At 28.7% G+C, this 24,967-nt stretch carries 29 protein-coding genes; 26 read left to right on the top strand and 3 right to left on the bottom strand.

The window, feature by feature from the left end:
* Positions 1–194: 194 nt before the first annotated feature.
* The 6 genes from ACI48P_RS03600 to ACI48P_RS03575 all read left to right on the top strand — a co-directional run bounded on the left by ACI48P_RS03600 (position 195) and on the right by ACI48P_RS03575 (position 4,100).
* Entirely contained in the window at positions 195–683 is a 489-nt protein-coding gene (locus ACI48P_RS03600) for a helix-turn-helix domain-containing protein (RefSeq protein ID WP_475213531.1), read from the top strand.
* 17 nt (positions 684–700) lie between these two features.
* A complete protein-coding gene (locus ACI48P_RS03595) occupies positions 701–1,561 on the top strand; it encodes an alpha/beta fold hydrolase (protein WP_475213529.1) in 861 nt (286 codons plus the stop codon).
* 149 nt (positions 1,562–1,710) lie between these two features.
* Positions 1,711–2,388: a Dph6-related ATP pyrophosphatase gene (locus ACI48P_RS03590; RefSeq protein ID WP_475213528.1), complete on the top strand. Its 678-nt coding sequence runs from the start codon at positions 1,711–1,713 to the stop codon at positions 2,386–2,388.
* Positions 2,389–2,415: 27 nt separating this feature from the next.
* Complete coding sequence (locus ACI48P_RS03585) at positions 2,416–3,030, top strand: sugar O-acetyltransferase (protein WP_475213526.1); 615 nt, start codon at positions 2,416–2,418, stop codon at positions 3,028–3,030.
* Between the two features lie 169 nt (positions 3,031–3,199).
* A complete protein-coding gene (locus ACI48P_RS03580) occupies positions 3,200–3,553 on the top strand; it encodes a PadR family transcriptional regulator (protein WP_475213525.1) in 354 nt (117 codons plus the stop codon).
* Positions 3,546–4,100 carry a DUF2812 domain-containing protein gene (locus tag ACI48P_RS03575; protein ID WP_475213524.1) on the top strand — a complete coding sequence of 185 codons (555 nt, stop codon included), beginning with the start codon at positions 3,546–3,548 and terminating at the stop codon, positions 4,098–4,100. Before ACI48P_RS03580 ends, ACI48P_RS03575 begins: the two co-directional genes overlap by 8 nt.
* A gap of 69 nt (positions 4,101–4,169) precedes the next feature.
* On the opposite strand, the gene ACI48P_RS03570 is transcribed toward ACI48P_RS03575, so the two are convergent.
* Together ACI48P_RS03570 and ACI48P_RS03565 are read right to left on the bottom strand one after the other, a co-directional pair.
* The gene (locus ACI48P_RS03570; RefSeq protein WP_475213522.1) at positions 4,170–4,496 is read right to left on the bottom strand and encodes a hypothetical protein; all 327 of its coding nucleotides are present in this window, start codon (positions 4,494–4,496) and stop codon (positions 4,170–4,172) included.
* Positions 4,497–4,566: 70 nt separating this feature from the next.
* Positions 4,567–4,779, bottom strand: a complete 213-nt coding sequence (locus tag ACI48P_RS03565; protein ID WP_475213520.1) for a hypothetical protein — start codon at positions 4,777–4,779, stop codon at positions 4,567–4,569.
* Positions 4,780–5,056: 277 nt separating this feature from the next.
* Here ACI48P_RS03565 and ACI48P_RS03560 point away from each other — a divergent pair, with 277 nt between their 5' ends.
* The 17 genes from ACI48P_RS03560 (at position 5,057) to ACI48P_RS03480 (ending at position 18,992) form a co-directional block, all read left to right on the top strand.
* Positions 5,057–6,016 carry a helix-turn-helix transcriptional regulator gene (locus tag ACI48P_RS03560; RefSeq protein WP_475213519.1) on the top strand — a complete coding sequence of 320 codons (960 nt, stop codon included), beginning with the start codon at positions 5,057–5,059 and terminating at the stop codon, positions 6,014–6,016.
* A gap of 346 nt (positions 6,017–6,362) precedes the next feature.
* Entirely contained in the window at positions 6,363–7,631 is a 1,269-nt protein-coding gene (gene codA, locus ACI48P_RS03555) for a cytosine deaminase (RefSeq protein WP_475213517.1), read from the top strand.
* Positions 7,632–7,706: 75 nt separating this feature from the next.
* On the top strand, positions 7,707–8,885 hold the full coding sequence (locus ACI48P_RS03550; protein ID WP_475213515.1) for a PucR family transcriptional regulator: 1,179 nt from the start codon (positions 7,707–7,709) through the stop codon (positions 8,883–8,885).
* Positions 8,886–8,940: 55 nt separating this feature from the next.
* Positions 8,941–9,687 carry a creatininase gene (locus ACI48P_RS03545; protein ID WP_475213514.1) on the top strand — a complete coding sequence of 249 codons (747 nt, stop codon included), beginning with the start codon at positions 8,941–8,943 and terminating at the stop codon, positions 9,685–9,687.
* 213 nt (positions 9,688–9,900) lie between these two features.
* Complete coding sequence (locus tag ACI48P_RS03540) at positions 9,901–10,377, top strand: DUF2975 domain-containing protein (protein WP_475213512.1); 477 nt, start codon at positions 9,901–9,903, stop codon at positions 10,375–10,377.
* A 67-nt stretch (positions 10,378–10,444) separates the two neighbouring features.
* Positions 10,445–10,918: a DUF2975 domain-containing protein gene (locus ACI48P_RS03535; protein WP_475213510.1), complete on the top strand. Its 474-nt coding sequence runs from the start codon at positions 10,445–10,447 to the stop codon at positions 10,916–10,918.
* Between the two features lie 9 nt (positions 10,919–10,927).
* A complete protein-coding gene (locus ACI48P_RS03530; RefSeq protein ID WP_475213508.1) occupies positions 10,928–11,140 on the top strand; it encodes a helix-turn-helix domain-containing protein in 213 nt (70 codons plus the stop codon).
* 151 nt (positions 11,141–11,291) lie between these two features.
* Positions 11,292–11,648, top strand: a complete 357-nt coding sequence (locus tag ACI48P_RS03525) for an ArsR/SmtB family transcription factor (RefSeq protein WP_475213506.1) — start codon at positions 11,292–11,294, stop codon at positions 11,646–11,648.
* A gap of 12 nt (positions 11,649–11,660) precedes the next feature.
* Positions 11,661–12,512, top strand: coding sequence for a cation diffusion facilitator family transporter (locus tag ACI48P_RS03520; protein WP_475213504.1), 852 nt, complete (start codon positions 11,661–11,663; stop codon positions 12,510–12,512).
* A gap of 94 nt (positions 12,513–12,606) precedes the next feature.
* Complete coding sequence (locus ACI48P_RS03515; RefSeq protein ID WP_475213503.1) at positions 12,607–13,266, top strand: hypothetical protein; 660 nt, start codon at positions 12,607–12,609, stop codon at positions 13,264–13,266.
* 98 nt (positions 13,267–13,364) lie between these two features.
* Positions 13,365–13,706 carry an inorganic diphosphatase gene (locus ACI48P_RS03510; RefSeq protein ID WP_475213502.1) on the top strand — a complete coding sequence of 114 codons (342 nt, stop codon included), beginning with the start codon at positions 13,365–13,367 and terminating at the stop codon, positions 13,704–13,706.
* Positions 13,707–13,812: 106 nt separating this feature from the next.
* The gene (locus ACI48P_RS03505) at positions 13,813–14,640 is read left to right on the top strand and encodes a hypothetical protein (protein WP_475213501.1); all 828 of its coding nucleotides are present in this window, start codon (positions 13,813–13,815) and stop codon (positions 14,638–14,640) included.
* A gap of 14 nt (positions 14,641–14,654) precedes the next feature.
* Entirely contained in the window at positions 14,655–15,578 is a 924-nt protein-coding gene (locus ACI48P_RS03500) for a DMT family transporter (RefSeq protein ID WP_475213500.1), read from the top strand.
* Between the two features lie 714 nt (positions 15,579–16,292).
* Positions 16,293–16,484 (top strand): 4Fe-4S dicluster domain-containing protein, encoded by a 192-nt coding sequence (locus tag ACI48P_RS03495; RefSeq protein ID WP_475213498.1) that lies wholly within the window; start codon positions 16,293–16,295, stop codon positions 16,482–16,484.
* Between the two features lie 15 nt (positions 16,485–16,499).
* On the top strand, positions 16,500–17,645 hold the full coding sequence (locus ACI48P_RS03490; RefSeq protein ID WP_475213497.1) for a 2-oxoacid:acceptor oxidoreductase subunit alpha: 1,146 nt from the start codon (positions 16,500–16,502) through the stop codon (positions 17,643–17,645).
* The gene (locus tag ACI48P_RS03485) at positions 17,635–18,435 is read left to right on the top strand and encodes a 2-oxoacid:ferredoxin oxidoreductase subunit beta (RefSeq protein WP_475213496.1); all 801 of its coding nucleotides are present in this window, start codon (positions 17,635–17,637) and stop codon (positions 18,433–18,435) included. The genes ACI48P_RS03490 and ACI48P_RS03485 overlap by 11 nt, the downstream gene beginning before the upstream one ends.
* A 17-nt stretch (positions 18,436–18,452) precedes the next feature.
* A complete protein-coding gene (locus tag ACI48P_RS03480) occupies positions 18,453–18,992 on the top strand; it encodes a 2-oxoacid:acceptor oxidoreductase family protein (RefSeq protein WP_475213495.1) in 540 nt (179 codons plus the stop codon).
* Between the two features lie 79 nt (positions 18,993–19,071).
* Here the strand turns inward: ACI48P_RS03480 and ACI48P_RS03475 are convergent, their stop codons facing one another.
* The gene (locus tag ACI48P_RS03475) at positions 19,072–19,944 is read right to left on the bottom strand and encodes a LysR family transcriptional regulator (RefSeq protein ID WP_475213493.1); all 873 of its coding nucleotides are present in this window, start codon (positions 19,942–19,944) and stop codon (positions 19,072–19,074) included.
* 335 nt (positions 19,945–20,279) lie between these two features.
* Between ACI48P_RS03475 and ACI48P_RS03470 the strand changes: the two genes are divergently transcribed.
* From ACI48P_RS03470 to ACI48P_RS03460, 3 genes are read left to right on the top strand one after another with little or no spacing between them, the layout of a single operon-like run.
* Positions 20,280–21,668: an aspartate-alanine antiporter-like transporter gene (locus ACI48P_RS03470; protein ID WP_475213491.1), complete on the top strand. Its 1,389-nt coding sequence runs from the start codon at positions 20,280–20,282 to the stop codon at positions 21,666–21,668.
* A gap of 60 nt (positions 21,669–21,728) precedes the next feature.
* Positions 21,729–23,237: an acetyl-CoA hydrolase/transferase family protein gene (locus ACI48P_RS03465; protein WP_475213489.1), complete on the top strand. Its 1,509-nt coding sequence runs from the start codon at positions 21,729–21,731 to the stop codon at positions 23,235–23,237.
* A gap of 45 nt (positions 23,238–23,282) precedes the next feature.
* Positions 23,283–24,947 (top strand): acyl-CoA mutase large subunit family protein, encoded by a 1,665-nt coding sequence (locus ACI48P_RS03460; protein ID WP_475213487.1) that lies wholly within the window; start codon positions 23,283–23,285, stop codon positions 24,945–24,947.
* Positions 24,948–24,967 lie beyond the last annotated feature (20 nt).

Here is a 24,967-nt window from a genome sequence, read left to right as displayed (position 1 = left end):
TATGTATTGATTTAAGGTTAATACATACCTTTTTTGCGTATAAGGTTAATAACATCATGATTAAAATGAAATGAAGTGCATTAAAGTTTAATAAAATACAATAAATATCAATAAAATACAATAAAATGCATTGACAAAGAATGATAAGTTGAATATAATTAGTTTATAAATAAAAGAAGAAAGGACTGATTGTAATGGAAGAAAAATTTTATACAATTGATCAAATAGCAGAAATAATAGGCATGCACCATAAAACTATTAGAAAATTTATAACTGAAGGTAAACTTAGAGCAAATAAGGTTGGAAAGCAATGGAGAATATCAGGACATGATTTAAGCATATTTATGGAAAATAATAGTGTTAACATAAGCCCTAAAAAGGAAGTCGAAAGTGATAAAATTGAATTTTCTACAAAAAACGAAGAAATGAAGAATAGAAGTAATAAGGTAAGTATATCTACTGTTGTAGACATTAATAAAGTTGATTCTGATGAATATAGAAGAATATCAAACATGCTTTTAGCAGTAATGAATAGCAAGGATTCTAAAATGAAAAATTCAACTATTAATATAAAGCACTATCAAAATGAACAGAACTTAAAAGTAATGTTATGGGGAGATATTGAATTCACAAAAGAAATGTTGGACTTTATAGCTACACTAACAGAAAATTATGATATATAAACAAATGAGGATAGATTATGAAAGCAAGCAGTAATAATAAAAAGATACGACTTGCATTTAAGTCAGATGAAGGAAAAAAAGAAGTTCTTAAATATTATGAATCATTAGTTAAAAAGTGTAATATTGAATATGAAGAAATTATAGTTAATACTAACTATGGAAAAACATTTATAATAGCTAAGGGTAAAAAAGAATTACCACCGCTTATATTGCTTCATGGTAGTGGAATGAATTCAGTTATGTGGATACAAGAGATGGTAGAGTATTCAAAAAATCATAGGGTATATGCAATAGATATGCCTGGAGAACCAGGCAAAAGTGAAGAAGCTCAAATACCATTTGAAGGTGATGATTTAGCAAATTGGTTAAATGAAGTCTTTGAATCTTTATTATTAGAAAAAGCAAGTATAGTAGGTATTTCTCTAGGTGGATGGCTAGGTACAAAGTTTTCTATAAAGTATTCACGAAAGGTAGAAAAACTGGTATTACTTTGTCCAGCAGGTATAGGACCTCAGAAAAAGTCTTTCCTTTTCACATCTTTGTTTTACATGTTATTAGGAGAAAAAGGAGTAGATAAACTTTACTTTAAAATTAATGGTGATAAACCTATACCTAAGGAAATGTTAAATTATCAAAAGTTAATTGCAAAACATTTTAACTTTAGAAGAGAAATTATTCCTATGTTCCCAGATGATGAGCTAAAAAAGCTAATAATGCCAGTTACGCTATTTGTAGGAGGAAAAGATGTAATGCTACACTCTGATAAAACGGCAAAGCGTTTAGAAGACTTATTAGGACATGCTAATATAAACTTTATTCATGAAGAAGGTCACTCTATTATTAATCAAGGAAATAAAATAAGAGAATTTTTAAGTTAGGATTAGAAAGCCTATGAAAAGTGAATATAAAAAATAGCCTTAGCCATTGGAGTTATATGGTTAAGGCTATTTTTATAAGTAAAAATACAGTATAATTACTCAAGAGTCATATTAGTATATGAACTTTAAAATAAGGAGCAGTGATTAGTATGAAAAACTGGGTTGATGGTGCTAAAAATAAAAAATTCATAGCCTCGTATAGTGGAGGGAAGGACAGTACCTTAGCTTTATATAAAGCCATGCAATATGGCACACCTGTAGGGATTATAGTTATGATGGAGGAAGATGGAGAGAGATCAAGAGCGCATAGTTTATTTACAGATATACTTGATGCACAAGCCAAAGCAATTGGAATTCCTCTTTTTACAGGAGCTACAAATTGGGAGAATTATGAGGGTATATTTGTAGATATATTAAAAGAAACAAAAAAGCTAGGAGCAGAAGTTCTTGTTACAGGTGATATTGATGTTCCAGAGATAGATTGTTGGCACGAGAGAGTTACTAATAGTGTAGGTATTGGTTTAGGGATGCCTCTATGGAAGAGAGATCATAAGGATGTAGTTAAAGAATTTGTTAATTTAGGATTTATAACTAAGGTTATAACAGTTAACACAAAGCTTGGAATGAAAGAAGAAGATCTTGGGAAGATACTTACTAATGATTACATAAAAGAACTAGAAAAAAGAGGGATAGATCCTTGTGGAGAAGCTGGAGAGTTTCACACTGTAGTTATAGCAGGTCCACTTTTTAAAGAAGAAATAAAAGTTAAAGATGGGGATGTTATATATGATGGTGACTATATATATTTAACTTTAGAATTAGAATAGAAATATAAAAGTAAGAGGGGAAATATTATGGAATTAAAAGAAATAATAGAAAGAATTTATAACAAAAAGTTATATTTTTGCAATAATGAGGAGTTAGTAGCAGAGCAGTTAAAACATTTAGAATTACTTTATGATTTTAACCAAACTCGTCCATCAGAACAAGAAAAAAGAAGTGAAATGTTAAAAAAAATGTTTGCTGAAATGGGGGAAGATTGCTATATAGAGCCTCCACTTAGAGCAAATTGGGGCGGTAAAAATGTTCATTTTGGCAAAGGAGTATATGCTAATTTTAATCTTACTTTAGTTGACGATGGAGAAATATTTGTTGGAGATAATGTTATGTTTGCACCAAATGTTGTTGTTGCTACAGGTACTCATCCAGTAGATGCAGAGCTAAGAAGAAAGCAAGCTCAGTTTAATCTTCCTGTGCATATAGGTAATAATGTTTGGATTGGTGCAGGTGCAATTATAATTCCTGGGGTGAAAATTGGAGATAATACAGTAATTGGTGCTGGAAGTGTAGTTACTAAGGATATTCCAGCTAATGTTGTTGCAGTAGGTAATCCATGTAGGGTATTAAGGGAAATAAATGAAAATGATAAAGAATATTATTATAAAAATATGAAAATAGATATTGAGTAATATTAAAATATTAATTTTGAATTTATGATGGAGGGGACTTTTAGTAATTAAGTACCCTTCTTTTTTATTTTATTCAAAAACTTGTTTACAAATATCTAAAAATTGAATATATTATAAATAGATATATCGCAAATGGATACATTACAAATAGATATAGCATGCGAGAGGGGTGTTTAAAATAAGCAGAATTAATTCATTAGAAGAAGAGCAGTTAACAGAGCCAGGGTATTATATTTTATTAGCTTTATTAGTTCCAATGCATGGTTATGGAATTACTAAATATATTGAGGAGTTAACAGAAGGTGATCTTATTATAGGTCCCGCCACAATGTACACAATGCTAAAGAAAATGCAAACTCAAGATTATATAGAGCTGGCAGGAGAAGAAGGTAGAAGAAAAATATATAAGCTTACAGAGAAGGGGAATTTTGTAATACGAAAAGAAAAAGACAGAAGATATAAAATGGCACTTCAGGGAATAAAAGCTTTTGAAAGAATAGAAGGGGGAGAAAATAATGAGTAAGAATACAAAATATGTTCCTTGTGCGGGACTTGCATTTACAGAAGAAAAAAATATGAAAAAGCTAAATGATTTAGCTAAAGAAGGATGGATATTAGATTCATTTAAATATCTTGGATATATACTTAAAAAATCAGAGCCACAAGATATAATTTATTGCACTGATTATAATGATGATAAAAATGACTTAGAATCATATTTTCAGATGTTTGAAGATAGTAATTGGGAGCATGTTCATTCATATGAAATGTATCATTTTTTTAAGGCGCCAATAGGAACAGTACCTATCTATACAGACTTAAATTCTAAAAGTGTAAAATATAAAAAAGTATATGATCAAATAAGAAAAAGTACTATCTATTTTGTAGTAATGGCAGTAGTAGCAGGATTAATAGCAAATATTCTAGAAAATACAGCTCAGACACAAGTTATTCTTGAAGGATTAAAAATAATGTCATATGCAACTTGTGGTGTTTCAGTAGGATTAACTGTATCTTTCATAGTATGTGGTTTGGTATTGAATAAAAAGATAGTTAACAATAAACTATAGTATAAAAATAATCTCTACCTTGATAGTAGAGATTATTTTTATAAGTTGAAAATTATATACAGCTTGATATTAGAAGAAGAATAAATCTGCTAATCCTAATAATACTGAGGCTGTTACAAATAGATAACTTAAATTTACTTTATCTTTTTTTACAATATTAATTATAATTCCAATTACTGCTAAGAAACCGAATGACCAAGCGATAATTTGTTGTAGTAAATAGTTACTTGGTAAGCTAGTTGCATTTATAAAAGCAATTAGCATTGACCATATTGCTAAAAAATAAAATATAATATTTTTAGCTTTATTATTCTTAACTAAATAAAGTAAAGCTATACTTAATCCACTAACAACTGCCATAACTATAAACATTATTAATAAAAGTGAAAGTGCCATAATTTATTACCTCCAAATACATTTATTTGTCTTATATTTATATAATATTCAATTAATACGTGTTTTTTACTTATATACCATTACTTTCAATATTAGTATTGGATTTATCTTTAATTATATTAGAATAAATGTTATCAAAGATTCTAGCTATATCTTGTACATTTAGATTTGTATTAAAATTTATTAATCCAAGCTTATTTACCTCCACATTAAAACTATTATTTTTCAAAGCTACTTCAATCTCACTAGTAAGCTGCTCAAACATTAATTTTTCATCAAGCATAGTATGGTACTTGAGTTCGTTGTGCGTTGTTTGATTATTTAAAATTAAGGTAGTAAATTTTAAAATTTGATATGATTTGTTTTGGATAATATATATGTAGTGTTCAAGCTCTTCTGTACTATTGTACTCTTTATATTTAATAAAATCTGAATATGATATTATTCGCCTGTAAATAGTATTTCAATTATAAAATAAGTATAGCAAATATGGAACAGTCATTTTAATTTAAAATAACTATAATATAATTATCAAGCAATAAGAATAGGGGGAGATTAACTTGAGGTATGAGGAGGCTATTTTTAAGAGTATTAAATATATAGAAAGTAATATAAAAGAAGAATTAAGTTTAGATACTATAGCTAGGGAAGTAGGGTACTCAGCATTTCATTTTTCTAGAATTTTCAAAGATAATATGGGAATATCAATAATGGACTATGTTAAAGAAAGAAAGCTTATATGTGCATCTAAAGAAATCTTTAAAGGTAGAAAAATTATTGATGTTTCTGAAGAATATGGATATGAAACTCATAGTGGATTTTCAAAAGCCTTTAAGAATAAATTTGGATTTACTCCAACTGAGCATTTAATATATGCGATTAATATTATTGATTATTTTAAAAATGAAAATGGAGATGGTGAAATTATGGATAATAAATTAAATAATGCCCATGTATTTATGGAAGGAACACCTGATTTTATTGATAAAGAACTTTTATATAAAGAATTAGTAAAAAATCTAGAAAATAGATTTTCTAAGGAAGAACTAGAAACAATAGAAAAGGCTTATAAATTAGCATGTAAAGCTCATAAAGGTCAATTTAGAAAGTCTGGTGAAGAATATGTAACTCACTCATTAAGTGTTTCAATATTATTATCTCAAATGGAAGTAGAGAAGGAATGCATAATAGCAGGATTATTACATGATATTATATGGCAAAACACGTCTTATACATTAGAGCAAGTCAAAATAGATTTTTCTGATGAAGTAGCAGACTTAATAAAAGCATTTACAGATTTTAATAATATTAGTGAGGAAGATATTTCAATAGACAATCCTGTACTTTTAATAAAATTAGCAGATAGACTTCATAATATGAGAACTATTAAATATATGGAGCCGGATAGATATAAAGAAAAAGCTAAAGAAACTATAGAAATATTCTCACCTATTGCAGCAAAGCTTAATATTACAAAACTAAAAAGTGAGTTAGATGATATATCTCTTAAATATATATGAACATATATTTAAAGATTAAGTGCTCAGTAAAAATATTTTTACTGAGCTGTAAAGTTATCGTATCACAAATATGTGGTACGGTTTTTTATTTATAATATGTATATTTAAAATTAGGATAAAAAATAAAAAAATTAACTAGATGGATAGAAAATTATAATTAAAAGCTAATTAATATATGTGGTATATATTAGAAAAAAATCAAAATAGACAAATAGTAATAATAAATTTGAAGTATACAAATAAAATACAAAATTATATAAAATAATTAGACCTTAGGTACAATGATTAGTTTCAAGCTACATGCTAGTATTAGTAAAGAGTATATATTAATACTAGGAGATGAGTTATGAAAAAAATACTATATATAAATGCAAAACTAAAGGGGAATAAAAACATATGTGATATTTTAGTAGAAAATGAACTAATAAAAGAAATATCACAAGACTTAAAAGATAAATATAAATGTGAAGGTATGGAGGTGATAGATTTAGAAGGAAAGCTAACTATACCTCCATATGTTGAGCCACATATTCACTTAGACTATGTTTACACAGCCAACACGCCAGGGGCAGCAAACTCAACAGGAACATTGTTTGAAGGAATTCAAAGATGGTCAGACTCAAAATCAAGCTTAACAAAAGAAGATGTAAAGAGTAGAGCAAAAATAGCATTAAAAAAACAAATTTTAAGTGGGATACAACATATAAGAACTCACGTTGATGTAACTGATACAAAATTAACATCTTTAAAAGCAATGTTAGAATTAAAAGAAGAAATGGGAGATTTAGTAGATATGCAAATAATAGCATTCCCTCAAGAAGGAATGTATGCATATAGAGGTGGAGAAGAGCTAGTAGAAGAAGCTCTAAAAATGGGTGCAGACGTAGTAGGAGCTATACCTCACTTTGAATACACAAGAGAATTTGGAGAAAAATCAGTTAAGAAAACTATAGAGCTTGCTATGAAATATAACAAATTAGTAGATGTACATTGTGATGAAACTGATGATGAACAATCTAGATTTTTAGAAGTATTAGCAGCACATGCTTATTTAGAAGGAATAGGTGAAAAAGTAACGGCAAGTCATACTTGTGCAATGCACTCATACAATAATGCATACACATATAAGCTTTTTAAACTGTTAAAAGAGTCTAAACTAAACTTTATAGCATGTCCAACTGAAAATATTCATCTTCAAGGTAGATTTGATAGCTACCCAAAACGTCGTGGGGTAACTAGAGTAAAAGAAATGGTAGAAGAAGGAATAAATGTTTGTTTTGCTCAAGATTCTATGTCAGACCCTTGGTATCCACTAGGATCTGGAAACTTAATGAACATATTAGATGCAGGTATTCACATATGTCAGATGATGAGTTTTGAAGAAATAAATAACGCTCTTGATTTAATAACAGTAAATGGAGCCAAAACTTTAAATATAAGTGATACTTACGGAATAGAAGTTGGTAAAAAAGCTAACTTTATAGTATTAAATGCAAGTACAGAATTTGACGCAATATGCGATAGAGTATCAGTATTATATTCAGTAAGAAATGGAAAATTAGTATTTAAAAGAGTGCCAGAAATAATAAAGACTAGTAGCTTATTCTTAGGATAAATACCAGAAATAAAGTTATTCTTATATGATATAATTGTGTAGAATACTTTATTTTTGGAAAGGAACTTGCAGTATATGGTAAGTTGCAATGATTTATTAAACCTTAAGATATTTAAAAATATTAAACTAGTAGCAGGAGATAAAGGAATATATAAAAACATATCTTGGCCATATATATGCCAAACATTAGATTTTTCTGAATGGATAAATGGTGGAGAGTTAATGTTTTTAACAGGAATGAACATGGAATTAAGTAGTGAAAAAATAATAAACTTAATTCATCAGTGTGTATCAAAGGATATATCGGGATTAGTTATACTTACTAACAGCGAGTATATTAGCAAAATAGATGAACACATAATTAAAAAGGCAGATGAATTATCATTACCTTTATTCGAAATGCCCTGGGATATTAAACTTATAGATGTTACAAAAGAAATAGCAAATTATATAATGGAATTAAACTACAAACAAAATAAGGAAAAAGAGCTTTTCATAGAATTATTATATTCTCAAAATTTAGATAAAGAAAAAATAAATAATCTAATAAAGTATAGTAATTTGAAGTTAGATAAACATGTTTTTGTAGCTAACTTTATACTAAAAGAAAGCCTCATAGAAAAAAATTATAATATTGAGTATATATTAAACATACTAAAAAGTATGCTAGATAAAGCTTGTATTATGAATATGTTAGATATTCAAGATAATAATATTATTTGTATTGTACAGTTAGATAAAAAAGAAGATTTTGATAAGAAAAAGAAAGTATTAGCATGTATTAATCATCAATTATCAAAGTTTATTGATTTAGCCTTAAGTATGGGAAATATGTACGATAGTATATATCGTGTAGGTGAAAGCTATGTAGAGTGTAGTAAAAGTTATAACCTTTATAAATATAATGATTGGGATACCAAAATAATAGATTATATAAATTTAGGTTTTTATAAGGTATTATTTGAAGTGAATAACTACGAAAAACTTAAAAGTTATGCAGATGAGTTATTAGGTCCAATTATAGGGAGTAACAAAAGCTTAGAATTATTAAAAACTTTAAGATTATATTTAAAAAATAACTGCAATTTAATAAATACTTCAAAAGAAATGTATATACATAGAAATACCTTAATATACAGGTTAAATAAAATAAAAGATGTATTAAATAATAATTTAGAAGACCAAAATTTAAAAAATGAACTAATGAATGCATTGATGATATATGATTATCTTAAAAGCTTAGATAATGAATAATAGGTATATAAATTAGCTTATAATTATTTCATCAATAAATTGGGGAGGAATAACAATGACTTTAATGAAAAACATGACTTGGTATGAATTTAATGAAAGAAAAGATAAAGATGTAGTAATATTACCAATAGGTTCAGTAGAACAACATGGACCACACTTACCACTTTATACAGACACAATAATATCTGAAGGATTTGCTAGTCTTTTAGCAGACGAGGTAAATGGTATAGTAATGCCATCAATCAACTATGGGTATAAGTCTCAGCCTGCATCTGGAGGAGGACCTTTATTCCCAGGAACTATAGATTTAAATGGATCAACATTAATAAACTTAGTAAAGGATATTATAGAAGAGTTAATAAGAGACAATGTTAAGAAAATAGTATTATTAAACTCTCACTTTGAAAATCAAGCATTTTTACTTGAAGCAATAGATTTAGTAAGTAAAACAATGCCAGAAGGAACAAAAATACTTATGATGAGCTGGTGGGATTTAATAACTCAAAGCACGATTGATAAAGTTTTTGATGAAATAGAGTTCCCGGGATGGGCATTAGAGCATGCTGCTATTACTGAAACATCATTAATATTAAAATTTGCTCCTGAGCTTGTACATATGGATAGATTAATAGATGAAAAAATAGAGGAAGTTCCAACTTATCATGTTTATCCAATACCAAAAGACTTAGTACCTCAGTCTGGTTTATTATCAATAGGAAGAACTAGTTCTAAAGAAAAGGGAGATTTAATAGTAGAAGAAGCTTTAGATGGAATGGTAAAAATAATAGAAAAAGAATTTTAATATATACCGTATCGCTAATTAGTGATACGGTTTTTTTAATAAATCATTATTATGATTAAGCATTAATTAAAATTGGAGCAATGATTATGGATATTGAAATGTATAAAAACATTAAAAATCAATAATAATATATTAAAAAACAAGAATTATATATTGATAAACGATATTAAATGTATTATCATTATAGTATAAAATAAAAAAGGGGTGTTAAATATGTCAAATAATTTAGCGAAAAGAATGTTAAGTACTTCATTACCAATTTTATTCTTTGCACTGGGATTAATACTAATAATGGGATTTTTTGTGGGGATACCATATGTACTTGATAATATTAGTAATTTAAAAAATATAGTTCCACAATTAGCTTTTTATGCTTTAGGGGTTTCGTATTTACTTATTATTGTATCTTTGGGGGATATAGTAAGTAGTTCAAAGATAAGTATATTTGTAAATGAAAATGTAAAACGCTTCAAGAAGATAGGATATCTTTTACTTTTTAATTTATTAATAGAGTATATTTCTATGATAATGAGTGGAATGCATGGATTAAGATTTTTAGATTTAGCTCCAGGAGTATTTATAACTCCAGGTATGGCTATATACTTTGTTGCAGCTCTTTTATGCTTTGTAATTGCAGACTCTTTTGAAGAAGCAATAAAGATAAAAGATGAAAATAACCTTACTATATAGTTGAGGAATATCACCAACTTATAATTAGAGTCAAAGTTATTAAAAACTTATAGTGGAGTGTGAATTTATGAAGAATAGTTTTTCTAAAGGTATTTTAAGTTTTATATTGTTTTTTGCATTAGTATTATTATCTATAACTATATTAATTGGATTTGGATCATTGATTCCTCAAATCATTTCTGAATTTAGTTTTATCAAATTATTTGGAGTTATATTAAACCTAATATACTTATTAAATTATGCTATTGTAGCTAAATATTTGTTGAATCTTATTAAAACTACTGAAACAACACCTTTCATAATTGAAAATGTAAAAAGGTTTAGAATCATGGGGTACTGCTTGATATATAATTCTATTTTTGAATGTATTATGGGGTATAGTGGAAATAATGTTGGGAATATACAAATACTAGCAACATCACATGGAGCAATAACAGTTCCAATGATAATTTGTTTTTTATCAGCTTTAATGTGTTTTGTAATGGCTGAAATTTTTGATAAAGCAATAAAAATAAAAACTGAAAATGATTTAACTATATAGGTGAAAATGATGTCTATAATAGTTAACTTAGATGTAATGATGGCTAAAAGAAAAATATCATTAAAAGATTTATCGGAGAAAATAGACATAACTACTGCTAACTTATCAATACTAAAAAATAATAAGGCTAAGGCAATTAGATTTTCAACATTAAATGAAATTTGTAAGATACTAGATTGTCAACCCGGGGATATTTTAGAATATGTTGAAGATGAAGAATAGAATGTATAAATTCATTAAGAAATAAAGATACTTTGTTATAAGCATCTTTATTTTTTTTTAGAAATTTTAAAATTACATTGACAGTTGAATGTTTATTCAACTATAATGAATTTAACAGTTGAATAAGTATTCGACTAAAAAGGAGGATAATATGGATAAAAATAATATGTGCGATTGCACTGCAATAGATAAAGAAAAAGTAGAGAAAGTAAAAGAAAATACATTACCAAATGAAGAAATAACACAGTTATCTAATTTGTTTAAAGTGTTAGGGGATAACACCCGTATGAGAATAATAACATCATTGGCTCAAGAAGAATTGTGTGTTTGTGATTTAGCAGTTGTCCTTAATATGACTAAGTCAGCGGTAAGTCATCAATTAAAAAAATTAAAAAATGAGAGACAAGTGAAAAGCAGAAAAGAAGGAAAAAATGTTTATTATTCATTAGATGATGAACATATTGTAGACATTGTAAATAGGGCATTAGAGCATATTAAACATAAATAAGGAGATGGTAGTATGAAACATAATCATAGTCATTCACATGGAGATGAAGATAGTGTAAGTAACGTAACTATTGCATTTTTACTAAACTTTGGATTTTCAATATTAGAACTATTTGGTGGTATTATAACGGGAAGTACAGCAATATTATCAGATGCAGTACATGATTTTGGAGATAGTATAGCACTAGCATTATCTTTTATATTTGAAAAAATAGGTAAAAAAGATGCAAATGAAAGATACACTTATGGATATAAAAGATTATCACTTATAGGTGCATTTATAAATATAATAGTACTTTCAGTAGGGACAATATTTGTATTTAATGAAGCAATTCAAGCTTTAGCTGATCCAAAGGTTGTAAAAGCTGAGGGAATGTTGCTTTTAGCATTTATAGGTATAGCAATTAATGGAGCATCAGTATTTAGAATGAAGGGCTCTAAAAAGATATTAGATAAAACAGTAATGATGCATCTAATGGAAGATTTATTAGGATGGATAGCTGTATTAGTAGTAAGTATAGTAATATACTTTACTAATTTGTATATATTAGACCCTATTCTTTCCCTTGGTATATGTTTTGTAATAGGAAGAAATATAATATTAAATTTAAGAACATCTATTATGATAATGATGCAAAGAGTACCAGATGAAGATCTTTATGAAGAAATAAAAGAGCATATAATGGAAATTGAAGAGATAGAAAAAATTGAAAAAATAAACATGTGGACTATGGATGGAGAAATGCACGTAGTAACAGCATCAATAAAAACACAAGAAAAATCTAACAAAAGTGATGTATTAAGTAAGGTTAAAGAAATGCTTAAAAATGAAGGAATTAAAGAATCTACAATTGAAGTACTATAAATGATAAAATATGTTAAAATCTAAAGATGAGCTATCTGATAAGATGGTTCATCTTTATTTGAAAATAATAATGTATAGAATAAGGGGAAATATAGTGAAAAATAAAAAAACTTTAAATATACTTAATGGTCAATGTATGTATGATTATTTTATAAATAATAATATTAGCTATGATGGTGAAATAGTACCTTTCAATGAAGCAATGTGTATAGGACATTATGATAAAATACCTTTTTCAAAAGAATTTATAGAAAATAGGCTAAAAACGCACAATGTAGCTTTCGAGCAGTATAAAGACTTCATAATAGATACACTTTATAGATTATTAAAATTAGATTTTGACCATATAGTATTATGGTTTGATGCAGATATGTTTTGTCAAATAAACATGCTTACTATATTAGCATATTTAGACTATAAAAATTATGAAGGTTTAATAACTTATAATCTTACTAATAATGAATTCGACTTATTGGATAGTTTTGATATAGATATAAAAGGATATTATCAATTATATATAGATACAATGATAAATAATTTGAATAATAATGAAGCTAAAATAAAAACATTAGAACAGGGTTTAAATCTTTATCTAGACTTTGTTAAAGAAGACAATGAAATAATAAAATACATAAAGGAAAATAAAGAATTAAGTAGTGAAGAATTGTTAAAATATTTGTTTGTAAAATTTGAAAACTATGGAGTAGGAGACGCACAGTATATAAAACTAATACAAAAAGTAAGAGGAAAATAATTCTATTTATTTAGGTATATGATACGATATATAAAGGCTCATACTTAGGTTAAAGGCTAATATTTTAAGCTTTTAATATTATGTTGGGAGGTATAGTATTGAAAAGTAAATTAGAAAACTATTTAGGTCAAGAAGTAAAAATAAAAATAGATAGACCATTAGGAAGTAAACATCCTAAACATGACTTTATATATACATTAAACTATGGGTACATACCGGATACGATCTCTGGTGATGGGGAAGAAATTGATGTTTATATTATAGGTGAATTTGAACCATTAGAAACATATAAGGGGTGCGTAGTAGCAATAATAAAAAGAATAAATGATGTTGAAGATAAGCTAGTAGTATGCAAAGAAAAAGATAAATATAGCTTAGATTCAATAAGAGCTTTAGTAGAGTTTCAAGAGAGATTCTTTGAGTATGTAATAATTTCGTAGAAATTTAACATATAGAAAAAGATAAAATAAATATAATATAGTTTGTTCTGTGGGGGAGAGTTTTGTGACATAGTAGTCATATAATAAAAAAAGGGGGGATTAGAGTATGAAAAAGTATACAAAGATAATAGGCCTGTCCGTAATAGCAGTTCTTTTTTTATACCAGACAATAAGCTTAATCCAAATTAAAAGAGATTTAGTAGATTTACATCAAGATAATGATGATGTAAGGATACAGGTTCTTGAGCTAATGAACTCAATAAACTCAAATATACAATCTACTATATATGAAGAAATAGGTAGGAGCCACTTAACAAAGGATGTTAGTTTTTCATTTAATAAAAACATAGATGGTGGACATAACCTAGATGCAAGGGCAGAGCTTTCTAAGGTAGACAATGATTCGAAAGTATTATTTATGTATAAAGATAAAAGTGAAAAAAATTGGAGGGAAATAGAGCTAGAAAAATCTAGTGAATTATCTTATGTTGGAAATTTTGATTTACCATATGGTAATCAATATGAGTACAAAATTGTTGTAAGCAATACAAATTCTGAAAGTAGTGAAATAGGTATAATCGATAAAAGTGAATTTATTCCTGGAGAACCTGATGTAAGTTATGGATGGAGTGAAGAAGAAATCAGCTTATCCGCAACTGCATATAGTTATTATGATTATCAGGTAGAGAATACTATAAAAGACATTGATATGATAATAGGATTTAAAGGAAAAGAAAAACTATACACTTGTGAATATAAAATAAGTGAAAATAATGTAGATGGCGACACTTATGAGAATAGCTATTATGAAGTTAACGTACCCAAAAAAGACTATGGTAATAAGTTTGACTATGTAAAAATGAAAGTAACTTATAATAATGGAGTAGTAGATATAGTAGATATTACGGATAGATTAGGGGAGATAAATAAGTAGTAAAGGGGAAGAGGATGAAAAACAAACTAGAAAAATATATGATGTTACTTGCTACCGTATTTTGGGCAGGTGCATTTATTGCAGGGAAGTTATCTATAGCTGAGTTTCCTGTGTTTTCATTAGTATTTTTTAGATTTTTAATAGCAACAATAATTATATTTATGATAATGATAAAAGTTGAAGAAGATTGGAAAATAACTAAAAAAGATATTAAGATGTTTGTGATTTTAGGTGTAGTAGGAATGATAGGATATCATGTATTTTTCTTCCTAAGCTTAAAATACACAACAGCAACAAACTCATCATTAATAGGAGCAACAAATCCTATCGTAACAACAATACTTGCATGCATATTTTTAAAGGAGAAAATAACATACAAAAGTATAATAGGTATACTAATATCTTTATTTGGAGTAATGTTAATAGCTACAGGTGGAGATATGGGGGTACTATTAAGCTTGAAATTTAATACTGGAGATATATTAATGATAATAGCAGTATTTTGTTGGGCTATATATGGGATATTATCTAAAAAAGCTTTAGAGACATATTCACCAATTAAAATAACAAGTTATGCATTTTTGACTTGCGTAATATTACTTATTCCTTTTGTCATATACGAAAAACCCTGGGTGTATTTACCTAATGTAAGTATAAATGGATGGACTTCTGTAGTATATATGGCTATATTCCCATCAGTATTTGGATATTTAATACAACAAATGTCTAATAAGAAAATAGGACCAACAAAAACGTCTTTATATATAAATTTAGTTCCGGTATTTTCTATGATATTAGCATTCTTTATTTTAGGAGAATCTATATCATTAGTAAAAATCATAGCAGGATTACTTATTATAGCAGGAATATGTACTAACTTATTTAGCAAAAATAAAGAAATAAAAAAAGAGATAGTTAATAGCAATGAGACTACTTAAAAATAATATATAAAAATAGGATGGCAAAGTGTCATCCTATTTTTATTGGAGTCATGAATTATATAAGAAAAAAATATTTTTTTTTAAAAATAGAGAAAAAAATTTATATTTTATAAACTATGCAATCTAATAAATATTACCTTGAAATAGTCAAAATAATTTATGAAATTTTTAATAACAAAAATTCATAAACGAGTATCATAAACGAAAAAGCTGCATATAATAAAATAAAAATGAAAGATAAAAAAAAACTCTTGCAAAAAATGAAAATATATATTACTATATATAATAAGAAATAATAAAATTTTAAGGAGGTATAAATATGAATGAATCAGTAGAATTAGTATACTTTGACTATGAAGAGGATATGGATTATGATTACGCACCAGATTATGACGCTGAATAATTAATGAAAAATTATTAACAATATATGCAGCTAATGTTTCATGAATGAAATATCATGAACAATAATTTCAAAAAAATAACTACAAACTAATATTTAGGAGAATTTCAGCTATGAAAACCTTTGCAATAAGGAAGCCATAATTTTTGTCGAAAAGATTAAAAATTATGGCTTCCTTATTTTTTTGGAGTAATTTCTAAATAAAATGTAGAAATAAAGGAGGAAAATGGACATGCATTGTAAAATTTATATATGTAATAAAAAAAATTATATAATCATATACAATATCTTAGGTAAAGAAGGTGAGATTATTGGCAAAAGAATTGGTTATAGATAAATCATGGTGCAAAGCTTGTGGAATATGTGTAGAGTTCTGCCCTAAGAAGGTGCTTGAACTAGATGAGGAAGGCGTTTTCATGAAGGATAAATCAAACTGTATTCTTTGTGGATTGTGTGAACTAAGATGTCCAGACTTCGCAATACATGTAGAAGAAATTAAATAATGAAAGGTGTAGATTATGGCGATTAAGGCAAAGTTATTACAAGGAAATGAAGCCTGCGTGCACGGAGCGATACATGCAGGAATGAAATTTTTTGCAGGATACCCAATAACACCATCTACAGAAATAGCAGAAATATCATCATTAATGTTACCAAAAGTTAAGGGTACTTTTATTCAAATGGAAGATGAAATAGCATCTATGTCTGCAGTAATAGGTGCATCAATAGCAGGGAAGAAATCTATGACTGCCACTAGTGGACCTGGTTTTTCTTTAAAACAAGAAGCAATAGGATACGCATGTATTACAGAAACACCATGTGTAATTGTAAACGTTCAAAGAAGTGGTCCAAGTACTGGACTACCAACAAGTCCTGCACAAGGAGATTTAATGCAGGCAAAATGGGGGACTCATGGTGACCACTCTATAATAGCGATATCACCAACGTCAGTATTAGAAGCTTACACACTTACTGTTAAAGCTTTTAATTTAGCAGAAAAATATAGAACACCAGTTATACTTCTTTTAGATGAAGTAATTGGACATATGAGAGAAAAGGTAGAGCTTACAGGTTTAGAAGACTTAGAGGTACTAGATAGAAAAAGAGCTACTAGAAGTAAGGAAGATTATAGAGCTTATGAAGTTACGGAGGATTTAGTTCCACCAATGGAGGGAATAGGATATGGTTATAAGTTCCATGTTACTGGACTTGTTCATGATGAAACAGGATTCCCAAGCAATAGCACAAAAGAAGCACACAAGCTTCTTACTAGATTAAATGATAAAATAGAAAATAACTTAGATGATATATTAATATATGAACACTATCATACAGAAGATTGCCAAAAACTTATGGTAAGTTTTGGATGTATGGCTAGATGTTCTAAAGATGCAGTTGATGAATTAAGAGAGAGGGGAGAGAAGGTAGGATTACTTGCAGTAAAAACTGTATGGCCTTTCCCAGAACAAGCTCTTAAGGAGTTAAGCCAAAGAGTAGATCATATATTTGTACCAGAGATGAATATGGGTCAAATGAGATTAGAAGTAGAAAGAATAGTAAAAGATGACTGTAAGATTACAGGAATAAATAAATATAACGGTGATATAATTTCACCTGATGAAATAATAAAGGCTATTGAGGAGGTGTGTGTTTATGCCAAGTAAGATTATTGAAAATAACTTTAGAACAAATAGATTACCTCATATATGGTGTCCAGGATGCGGTCATGGCATATTAATGCACTCAATAGCTAGAGCAATAGAAGAATTAGATATAGACAAGAATAAGATATGTGTAGTATCAGGCATTGGTTGTTCTTCGAGAGCTAGTGGATATTTTGATTACAATACAGTTCACACTACTCATGGTAGAGCTCTTGCATTTGCTACAGGTATAAAGCTTGCACAACCAGATGTTCATGTTATAGTAATAACTGGAGATGGAGATGCAACAGCTATAGGTGGTAACCATCTAATACATTCTTGTAGAAGAAATATAGATATAACTACAATAGTATTTAATAATAACATTTATGGTATGACAGGTGGGCAATACTCACCAACAACACCTACTAATGATAAGGCAACTACAGCTCCTTTTGGAAATATTGATAAGCCATTTGATATATGCGACTTATCAGCAGCAGCAGGTGCAACATTTGTAGCAAGAGCAAGTGCATACCATGCAAAACAAATGATAGACTACACTAAAAAAGCGATTATGCATAAAGGTTTTTCAGTTGTAGAAGGATTAAGCGTATGTCCTACATATTACGGAAGAAAAAATAAAAAAGGTTCTTCAGTAGAACTGATGAAAGAAATAAAAGCTCATAGCATAATGACAAATGATTTAAGAAGCAGTATAGAACAGAATAAAATAGCTATAGGTGTTTTTAAAGATGTACAGCTACCAGAATATACAGAAGAGTATCAAAAGATAATAGATAAATTTTAAAAGATAGGGGAATGTATATGAAAACAGAAATAAGACTGAGTGGTTCTGGAGGGCAAGGTCTTATACTTGCAGGAATAATATTAGCAGAAGGAGCTATTTTATCAAATCTAAACGCAATACAGTCTCAATCATATGGTCCTGAAGCAAGAGGAGGAGCTAGTAAATCAGAAGTAATACTAAGTAATAGGCATATAAATTTTCCTAAGGTAGTAAATTCTGATATACTAATATCTCTAACTCAAAAATCTTTTGATGAATATTCAAAAGATGCGAAATCTAATAGCATAATTATAATAGACTCTTCAATTGATACAAAAGACAATCAAAATCCAAATATTTATAAAGTTCCAATATTACACACTGCTAAAGAGGTAATTAAAAAGCCTATGACAGCTAATATTATTACTTTAGGAGTTATAAGTTCTGTACTTAGATATATTGATGCAGAACACATAAAATATTCTGTAAGTAACCGTGTACCAAAAGGAACACAGGATTTAAACATAGAAGCTTTTGAAGAAGGAAGAAAGCTTGGAGCTATGTATTTGAAACATTAGTAAATTTAAATAATAATATTTAATATAGCGAAAATAAAAAAAGGAGCGATAAGCTCCTTTTTTATTTTGTGTTAGATATTTAACGAATGTTTTCAAAATAATCCATAATAAATTCTTTAAACAATAGAATATGATTTGATTTATATTTAGCTTCATTCCAAGATAAGTTAACATTACGTTTATAGGTATTATTATCAAAGCTTAGTAACTTAATATAAGGATCATCTTTAAAATTCCAAGACATACTAGGAACAATACTAATACCTTGTCCAGAGGAGATTAAATTTTTTAGTGTAAATGGATTATTACTTTCAAATACTATGTTAGGAGTAAATTTGCCACTTTTTAATATAGAATAAACTACTTCTTTAAAATTCCCTTGACCTAGCGTTATAAAGTTCTCTAGGTATAAATCATGTAAAGATACTTTTGATTTTTTAGCTAGAGGATGTGAGATAGGAACAGCTACAGACAGCTCTTCTGTTAATAAGTTTATGGAATTTTTATCAAGCTCATTAATATTAGGTGCAGAATAAATATAAAAGTCAAAATTACGACAGTTAGAAGGGCTTTCCAAGTCTTGACTAAGTTCAAATGTGATTTGAGGATATAAGCTTCTAAATTTAGATAAAATGTCAGGGATTAAAGGCGAAGCGGCTAAAACGAGTAGTTTGATTTCATTTTCAAGTACAGAATTTTTTTCTTGCAACTCTTTAATGCTATTTTCTAAGATTGATAAAGATTGATTCACTTTTTCATAAAAAAACCTTCCGTTTTCATTTAGTTCTATATACTTACCTTTTCTATCAAATAAAGAAACACAAATTTCTTTTTCTAAAGAAGAAATAGTTTTACTAAGTGCTGGCTGTACAATGTTTAATTCTTTTGCAGCCTTAGTAATATGTTCTGTTTTTGCAACAGTTAGAAAATACTTCAAATGCAATAATTCCATTATATAATGCCCCCTTATATCATGGTAGTAACTAAATTATGTATCATTAAAGTTTAATTTTGGTTGATGCGATTTAAATAGAAAAACTTGATAAAACATTATGAAAAGATAAATTGACTAAATATAACTAGTTTTAAAAATATATAGTATAAATTATTCCATGTTGTATTGATACGGATAACATCTATATTTATTAACTAAAACATTGATATAAATTTATATATGAATATATATACCATTATATATTATACAAAAGTATATTATCAAGCCTATAATATTAATAAATATAAAAAATATTTTGATAATTGTATAAAAATAGTAGGGGGTGGAATAATATGAAATTTGATTTTGCTTTAGTTTTTTTGAGTCCTTACATACTGATGTTGTTAGCTATAATAACGGGATTACTATTTGGCAAAATAAAATTTGGTAAGTTTAGCTTTGGTAACTCGGGGGCTTTATTTACAGGACTTATCATCGGTTGGATAGCATATAAATACTCGCTTAGTGTTGCAGAGGGGAGCGAAATGTATAAATCTGCACAGAATTTGTTAAACTCTGATGTTATACCTAGTGGATTCTTTGACATATTCCTAATATTATTCGTTGCAGCAGTTGGATTGCTAGCTGCTAAAGATATGGGAATAGTTATAAAAAAATATGGAATGAAATTTGTATTACTAGGTCTAATGATAACATTTACAAGTGCTGCAACAACATATGTTGCAACGTGGTTTGGAGGAGGAGAGAATCCTTACGAAGTTTCTGGAGTGTACACGGGTGCTTTAACTAGCTCACCGGGACTTGCTGCAGCAATAGAGACTGCAAGAGGATTTGCTAAAGAACAGGCAGATAAATACGAAAATATGACACCAGAGGAGAAAGTTAAGTTTATTAATATGGCATCAACAGGGGATGAGGCTATAGAAGTATTTAGCCCAGAAGATGCAAAATCATTTGAAATGACTGAAGAAATTAAACAACAATATATTACTAATGCAGAAGCTAGTATAGGGGCTGGTCATGCAATTGGTTATCCTTTTGGGGTATTAATAGTTATAATTGCAGTAAATTTCTTCCCAGCTATATTTAAGATTGATGTAGAAAAAGAAAGATTAGAATATAGAAAAGAGTTGGAAGATGCAAAGAAGTCAGTTAACTTAAAAGAAATTAAAGAAACTAAATTTGATATGCTTGGTTTTGCAATAGCTTGCACCTTTGGATACATTATTGGGAATATAGAAATATATCTTCCATACATAGGATACTTTAGTCTAGGATCAACAGGAGGAGTATTGATAGGTGCTTTAATATTAGGTTATGTAGGCAAATTAGGAAAGATAAGTTTTAGAATGGATGGAAAAATACTAGGTGTTATAAGAGATATGTCTTTAACTTTTTTCCTTGCAATAGTAGGTCTTAAGTATGGATATAAAGCAATAGACACACTTGTCGGATCTGGAGCATTTTTAGCGATAGTATCATTACTAATAGGGACAGTAGGAATGATGTTTGGATTCATAATAGGTAGATATGTATTAAAAATCAATTGGTTAATGCTATCTGGAGCTATATGCGGGGGAATGACTTCTACACCTGGTCTAGGTGCGGCAATAGAAGCAGCTGGTAGCGATGATCCTGCTGCGGGGTATGGAGCCACGTATCCATTTGCACTATTAGGTATGGTTATATTTACAATAGTACTGCATAAATTACCAATTTAATAAATTAAGAGTCAAAGTATTAGTCTTATAACAGAAAAACTAGATGGAGGTTTTCAATTAATGGAGAGATTGAGATGTAATAAGCTAAAAGAAAAAGTTATGACTCCTCAGCAAGCAGCTATGCTATTTGAAGACAATATGATAGTTGGGGCAAGTGGATTTACACCAGCTGGATATCCAAAAGCTGTTCCACTTGAAATTGCAAATAGAGCAAAAGATGGTGATGAAATAAGTTTAACTATAATCACCGGTGCATCAGTAGGACCAGAATTAGATGCATCACTTGTTGAAAGTAAAGTTGTTAAAAGAAGGTATCCATATCAAACTACGACAATGATGCGAAATGCAATAAATAATGGAGAAGTCAAATATGCTGATATGCATTTAAGTCACATTCCTCAGTGGATTAAATATGGCTTCTTAGGAAAAATTGATATAGCTTTAATAGAGGCTGTATCTATAACAGAAGACGGATATATAATTCCTAGTACATCTATAGGTAACTCAAATGTATTTGTAGATGTAGCAGATAAAGTAATTGTTGAAATAAACACATCTCAACCTATAGAGCTTGAAGGAATACATGATATTTATAACTTACAAAATCCGCCGAATAGAGAAATTATACCACTTACAAATGTGGATGATAGAATAGGTACACCATATATAAAATGTGATTTAGATAAAATTGCGGCAATCGTTTACACTGATATAAAAGATAAAACTAGAACAGTAGCACCAGTTGATGAAATATCTAATAAGATGGCCAAAAATCTTATAAAATTCTTAGAGAATGAAGTATCAGAAAGTAGACTTCCGAAAAATCTATTGCCACTACAATCTGGAGTAGGAAGCGTTGCTAATGCAATATTAGCAGGACTTGAAAACTCTGATTTTGAAGATTTAACAGTTTACTCTGAAGTTATACAAGATTCAGTTATAGATTTAATAGAATCTGGGAAAGTAAAATTTGCTTCAGGTACATCACTTACAATATCACCAGAAAGACTAGATGATTTTTATAATAACTTTCATAAGTATAAAGATAAGTTAGTCCTTAGACCACAAGAAATAAGCAATAACCCAGAAATAGCAAGAAGACTAGGAGTAATAGCTATAAATACTGCAATAGAAGTTGATATATATGGAAATGTAAATTCAACAAATATCATGGGAAGTAGGATGATGAATGGAATAGGCGGATCTGGAGATTTTGCAAGAAATGGATATTTAACAATATTCACTACAGAATCTATAGCTAAGAATGGAGATATCTCAAGTATCGTTCCTATGGTAAGCCATCATGATCATACAGAACATGATGTAATGGTTATAGTAACAGAACAAGGTGTAGCAGATTTAAGAGGATTATCACCACAGGAAAGAGCAAAATGTATAATTGAGAATTGTGCTCATCCAGATTATAGAGATGAATTATACAATTATTTCAATAAGGCTTTAGAAGGTAAATTTAAGCATACTCCACATGCATTAGATGATGCACTTTCTTGGCATCAAAGATTCTTATTAACTGGAACGATGAAAGAACAAGAAGTAGTAGAAATTTAGTAGCTTAATTTTTTAATTGATATAGATGACTAAGGGGGAAATAAGATGGAAAACAAAAACATCCAAGATTCATTTAAAAAATGGGAAGAAAGTAAAGTTAATAAAAGCTTAGAGAAATTCCCGGAAAGACAGTCTAGTTTTAAGTTTGACTCAGACGAAGAAATTAAGAGGTTGTATACGCCACTTGATGTAGAAGTTGATTATGAAAATGACTTGGGATATCCAGGACAATATCCATTTACTAGAGGTGTACAGCCTACAATGTATAGAGGTAAACTTTGGACAATGAGAATGTACGCTGGTTTTGCTACGGCTGAAGAGTCTAACCAAAGATATAAATATCTTATAGACCAAGGTTCAATGGGATTATCAGTAGCTTTCGATTTACCAACTCAAATGGGATATGATTCATCTGACCCAGTTGCACAAGGTGAAGTTGGTAAGGTTGGAGTTGCAATAGATTCATTAGCAGATATGGAAATACTATTTGATGGAATACCGCTAGATAAGGTTTCTACTTCAATGACTATTAATGCACCAGCATCTGTTTTATTAGCTATGTATATAGCTGTAGCTGAAAAACAAGGAGTTAGTGCTGATAAGTTAAGAGGAACTATACAAAATGATATCTTGAAAGAATATATTGCAAGAGGAACATATATATTCCCAGTTAAACCATCTATGAGACTTATAACTGATATATTTGACTATTGTTCTGTGAATGTACCAAAGTGGAACACAATAAGTATATCAGGTTACCATATAAGAGAAGCGGGAGCAAATGCAGTACAAGAGGTAGCATTCACATTGGCAGACGGAATTGCTTATGTAAAGGCAGCAATAGAATGTGGACTTCAAGTTGATGATTTTGCTCCAAGATTATCATTCTTCTTCAATGCACATAACAATTTACTTGAAGAAGTAGCAAAATTTAGAGCAGCTAGAAGAATATGGGCTAGAATAATGAAGGAAAAATTTAAGGCAGAAAGTCCAAAATCTTGGTCTCTTAAATTCCACACTCAAACTGCTGGATGTACATTAACAGCGCAACAAACAGAAAATAATATTGTTAGGGTTGCAATACAAACACTAGCTGCTGTTCTGGGAGGAACACAATCGCTACATACGAATTCTAAGGATGAAGCATTGGCTCTTCCAACAGAAAGCTCTGTTAGAACTGCGTTAAGAACTCAACAAATAGTAGGATATGAAAGTGGAGTTGCAGATACTATAGATCCACTAGCAGGTTCTTATTATATAGAAAGTTTAACTAATAAGATAGAAGAAGAAGCTATGGAGTTGATTAATAAGATAGAAGAACTTGGTGGAGCTCCACTTGCTATAGAAAAAGGATTCATCCAACAAGAAATAATGGATAGTGCTTATAAATATCAAAAAGAAATAGAAAGTAATAAAAAAGTTATAGTAGGAGTAAATAAATTCCAAATAGAAGAAGAACCACCAAAAGGTCTATTAAGAGTTGATCCTATGGTTGGAGAGAGACAAAAAGAAAAAATAGAAGATTTAAAAATGAAGAGAAATAATGAGAAAGTAACTATAGCATTAGAATCACTTAGAGAAGCTTGTAAGTCTGAAAAAAATATCATGCCATATATTCTAGATGCGGTAAGAGAATATGCAACATTGGGAGAAGTTTGCGGTGTTATGAGAGAAGAGTTTGGTGAATACAAACAAACAGTTATGATATAAAACCTGATTTCAAATTTAGT

The organism is Romboutsia sp. LXY-2 (assembly GCF_056171995.1).
Note: the sequence above shows the minus strand (reverse complement) of the source record. Positions and strands in the feature narration are given on the sequence as shown.

Excerpts from the sequence above, each read along its gene's own strand:
- ACI48P_RS03535 (WP_475213510.1), top strand. The coding sequence starts at position 10,445 with ATGAAGAATAGTTTTTCTAAAGGTATTTTAAGTTTTATATTGTTTTTT.
- ACI48P_RS03480 (WP_475213495.1), top strand. The coding sequence starts at position 18,453 with ATGAAAACAGAAATAAGACTGAGTGGTTCTGGAGGGCAAGGTCTTATA.
- ACI48P_RS03545 (WP_475213514.1), top strand. The coding sequence starts at position 8,941 with ATGACTTTAATGAAAAACATGACTTGGTATGAATTTAATGAAAGAAAA.
- ACI48P_RS03600 (WP_475213531.1), top strand. The coding sequence starts at position 195 with ATGGAAGAAAAATTTTATACAATTGATCAAATAGCAGAAATAATAGGC.
- ACI48P_RS03465 (WP_475213489.1), top strand. The coding sequence starts at position 21,729 with ATGGAGAGATTGAGATGTAATAAGCTAAAAGAAAAAGTTATGACTCCT.
- ACI48P_RS03485 (WP_475213496.1), top strand. The coding sequence starts at position 17,635 with ATGCCAAGTAAGATTATTGAAAATAACTTTAGAACAAATAGATTACCT.
- ACI48P_RS03540 (WP_475213512.1), top strand. The coding sequence starts at position 9,901 with ATGTCAAATAATTTAGCGAAAAGAATGTTAAGTACTTCATTACCAATT.
- ACI48P_RS03470 (WP_475213491.1), top strand. The coding sequence starts at position 20,280 with ATGAAATTTGATTTTGCTTTAGTTTTTTTGAGTCCTTACATACTGATG.
- ACI48P_RS03575 (WP_475213524.1), top strand. The coding sequence starts at position 3,546 with ATGAGTAAGAATACAAAATATGTTCCTTGTGCGGGACTTGCATTTACA.
- ACI48P_RS03585 (WP_475213526.1), top strand. The coding sequence starts at position 2,416 with ATGGAATTAAAAGAAATAATAGAAAGAATTTATAACAAAAAGTTATAT.
- ACI48P_RS03565 (WP_475213520.1), bottom strand. The coding sequence starts at position 4,779 with ATGCTTGATGAAAAATTAATGTTTGAGCAGCTTACTAGTGAGATTGAA.
- ACI48P_RS03550 (WP_475213515.1), top strand. The coding sequence starts at position 7,707 with ATGGTAAGTTGCAATGATTTATTAAACCTTAAGATATTTAAAAATATT.
- ACI48P_RS03460 (WP_475213487.1), top strand. The coding sequence starts at position 23,283 with ATGGAAAACAAAAACATCCAAGATTCATTTAAAAAATGGGAAGAAAGT.
- codA (WP_475213517.1), top strand. The coding sequence starts at position 6,363 with ATGAAAAAAATACTATATATAAATGCAAAACTAAAGGGGAATAAAAAC.
- ACI48P_RS03595 (WP_475213529.1), top strand. The coding sequence starts at position 701 with ATGAAAGCAAGCAGTAATAATAAAAAGATACGACTTGCATTTAAGTCA.
- ACI48P_RS03570 (WP_475213522.1), bottom strand. The coding sequence starts at position 4,496 with ATGGCACTTTCACTTTTATTAATAATGTTTATAGTTATGGCAGTTGTT.
- ACI48P_RS03525 (WP_475213506.1), top strand. The coding sequence starts at position 11,292 with ATGGATAAAAATAATATGTGCGATTGCACTGCAATAGATAAAGAAAAA.
- ACI48P_RS03505 (WP_475213501.1), top strand. The coding sequence starts at position 13,813 with ATGAAAAAGTATACAAAGATAATAGGCCTGTCCGTAATAGCAGTTCTT.
- ACI48P_RS03530 (WP_475213508.1), top strand. The coding sequence starts at position 10,928 with ATGTCTATAATAGTTAACTTAGATGTAATGATGGCTAAAAGAAAAATA.
- ACI48P_RS03520 (WP_475213504.1), top strand. The coding sequence starts at position 11,661 with ATGAAACATAATCATAGTCATTCACATGGAGATGAAGATAGTGTAAGT.
- ACI48P_RS03475 (WP_475213493.1), bottom strand. The coding sequence starts at position 19,944 with ATGGAATTATTGCATTTGAAGTATTTTCTAACTGTTGCAAAAACAGAA.
- ACI48P_RS03490 (WP_475213497.1), top strand. The coding sequence starts at position 16,500 with ATGGCGATTAAGGCAAAGTTATTACAAGGAAATGAAGCCTGCGTGCAC.
- ACI48P_RS03590 (WP_475213528.1), top strand. The coding sequence starts at position 1,711 with ATGAAAAACTGGGTTGATGGTGCTAAAAATAAAAAATTCATAGCCTCG.
- ACI48P_RS03500 (WP_475213500.1), top strand. The coding sequence starts at position 14,655 with ATGAAAAACAAACTAGAAAAATATATGATGTTACTTGCTACCGTATTT.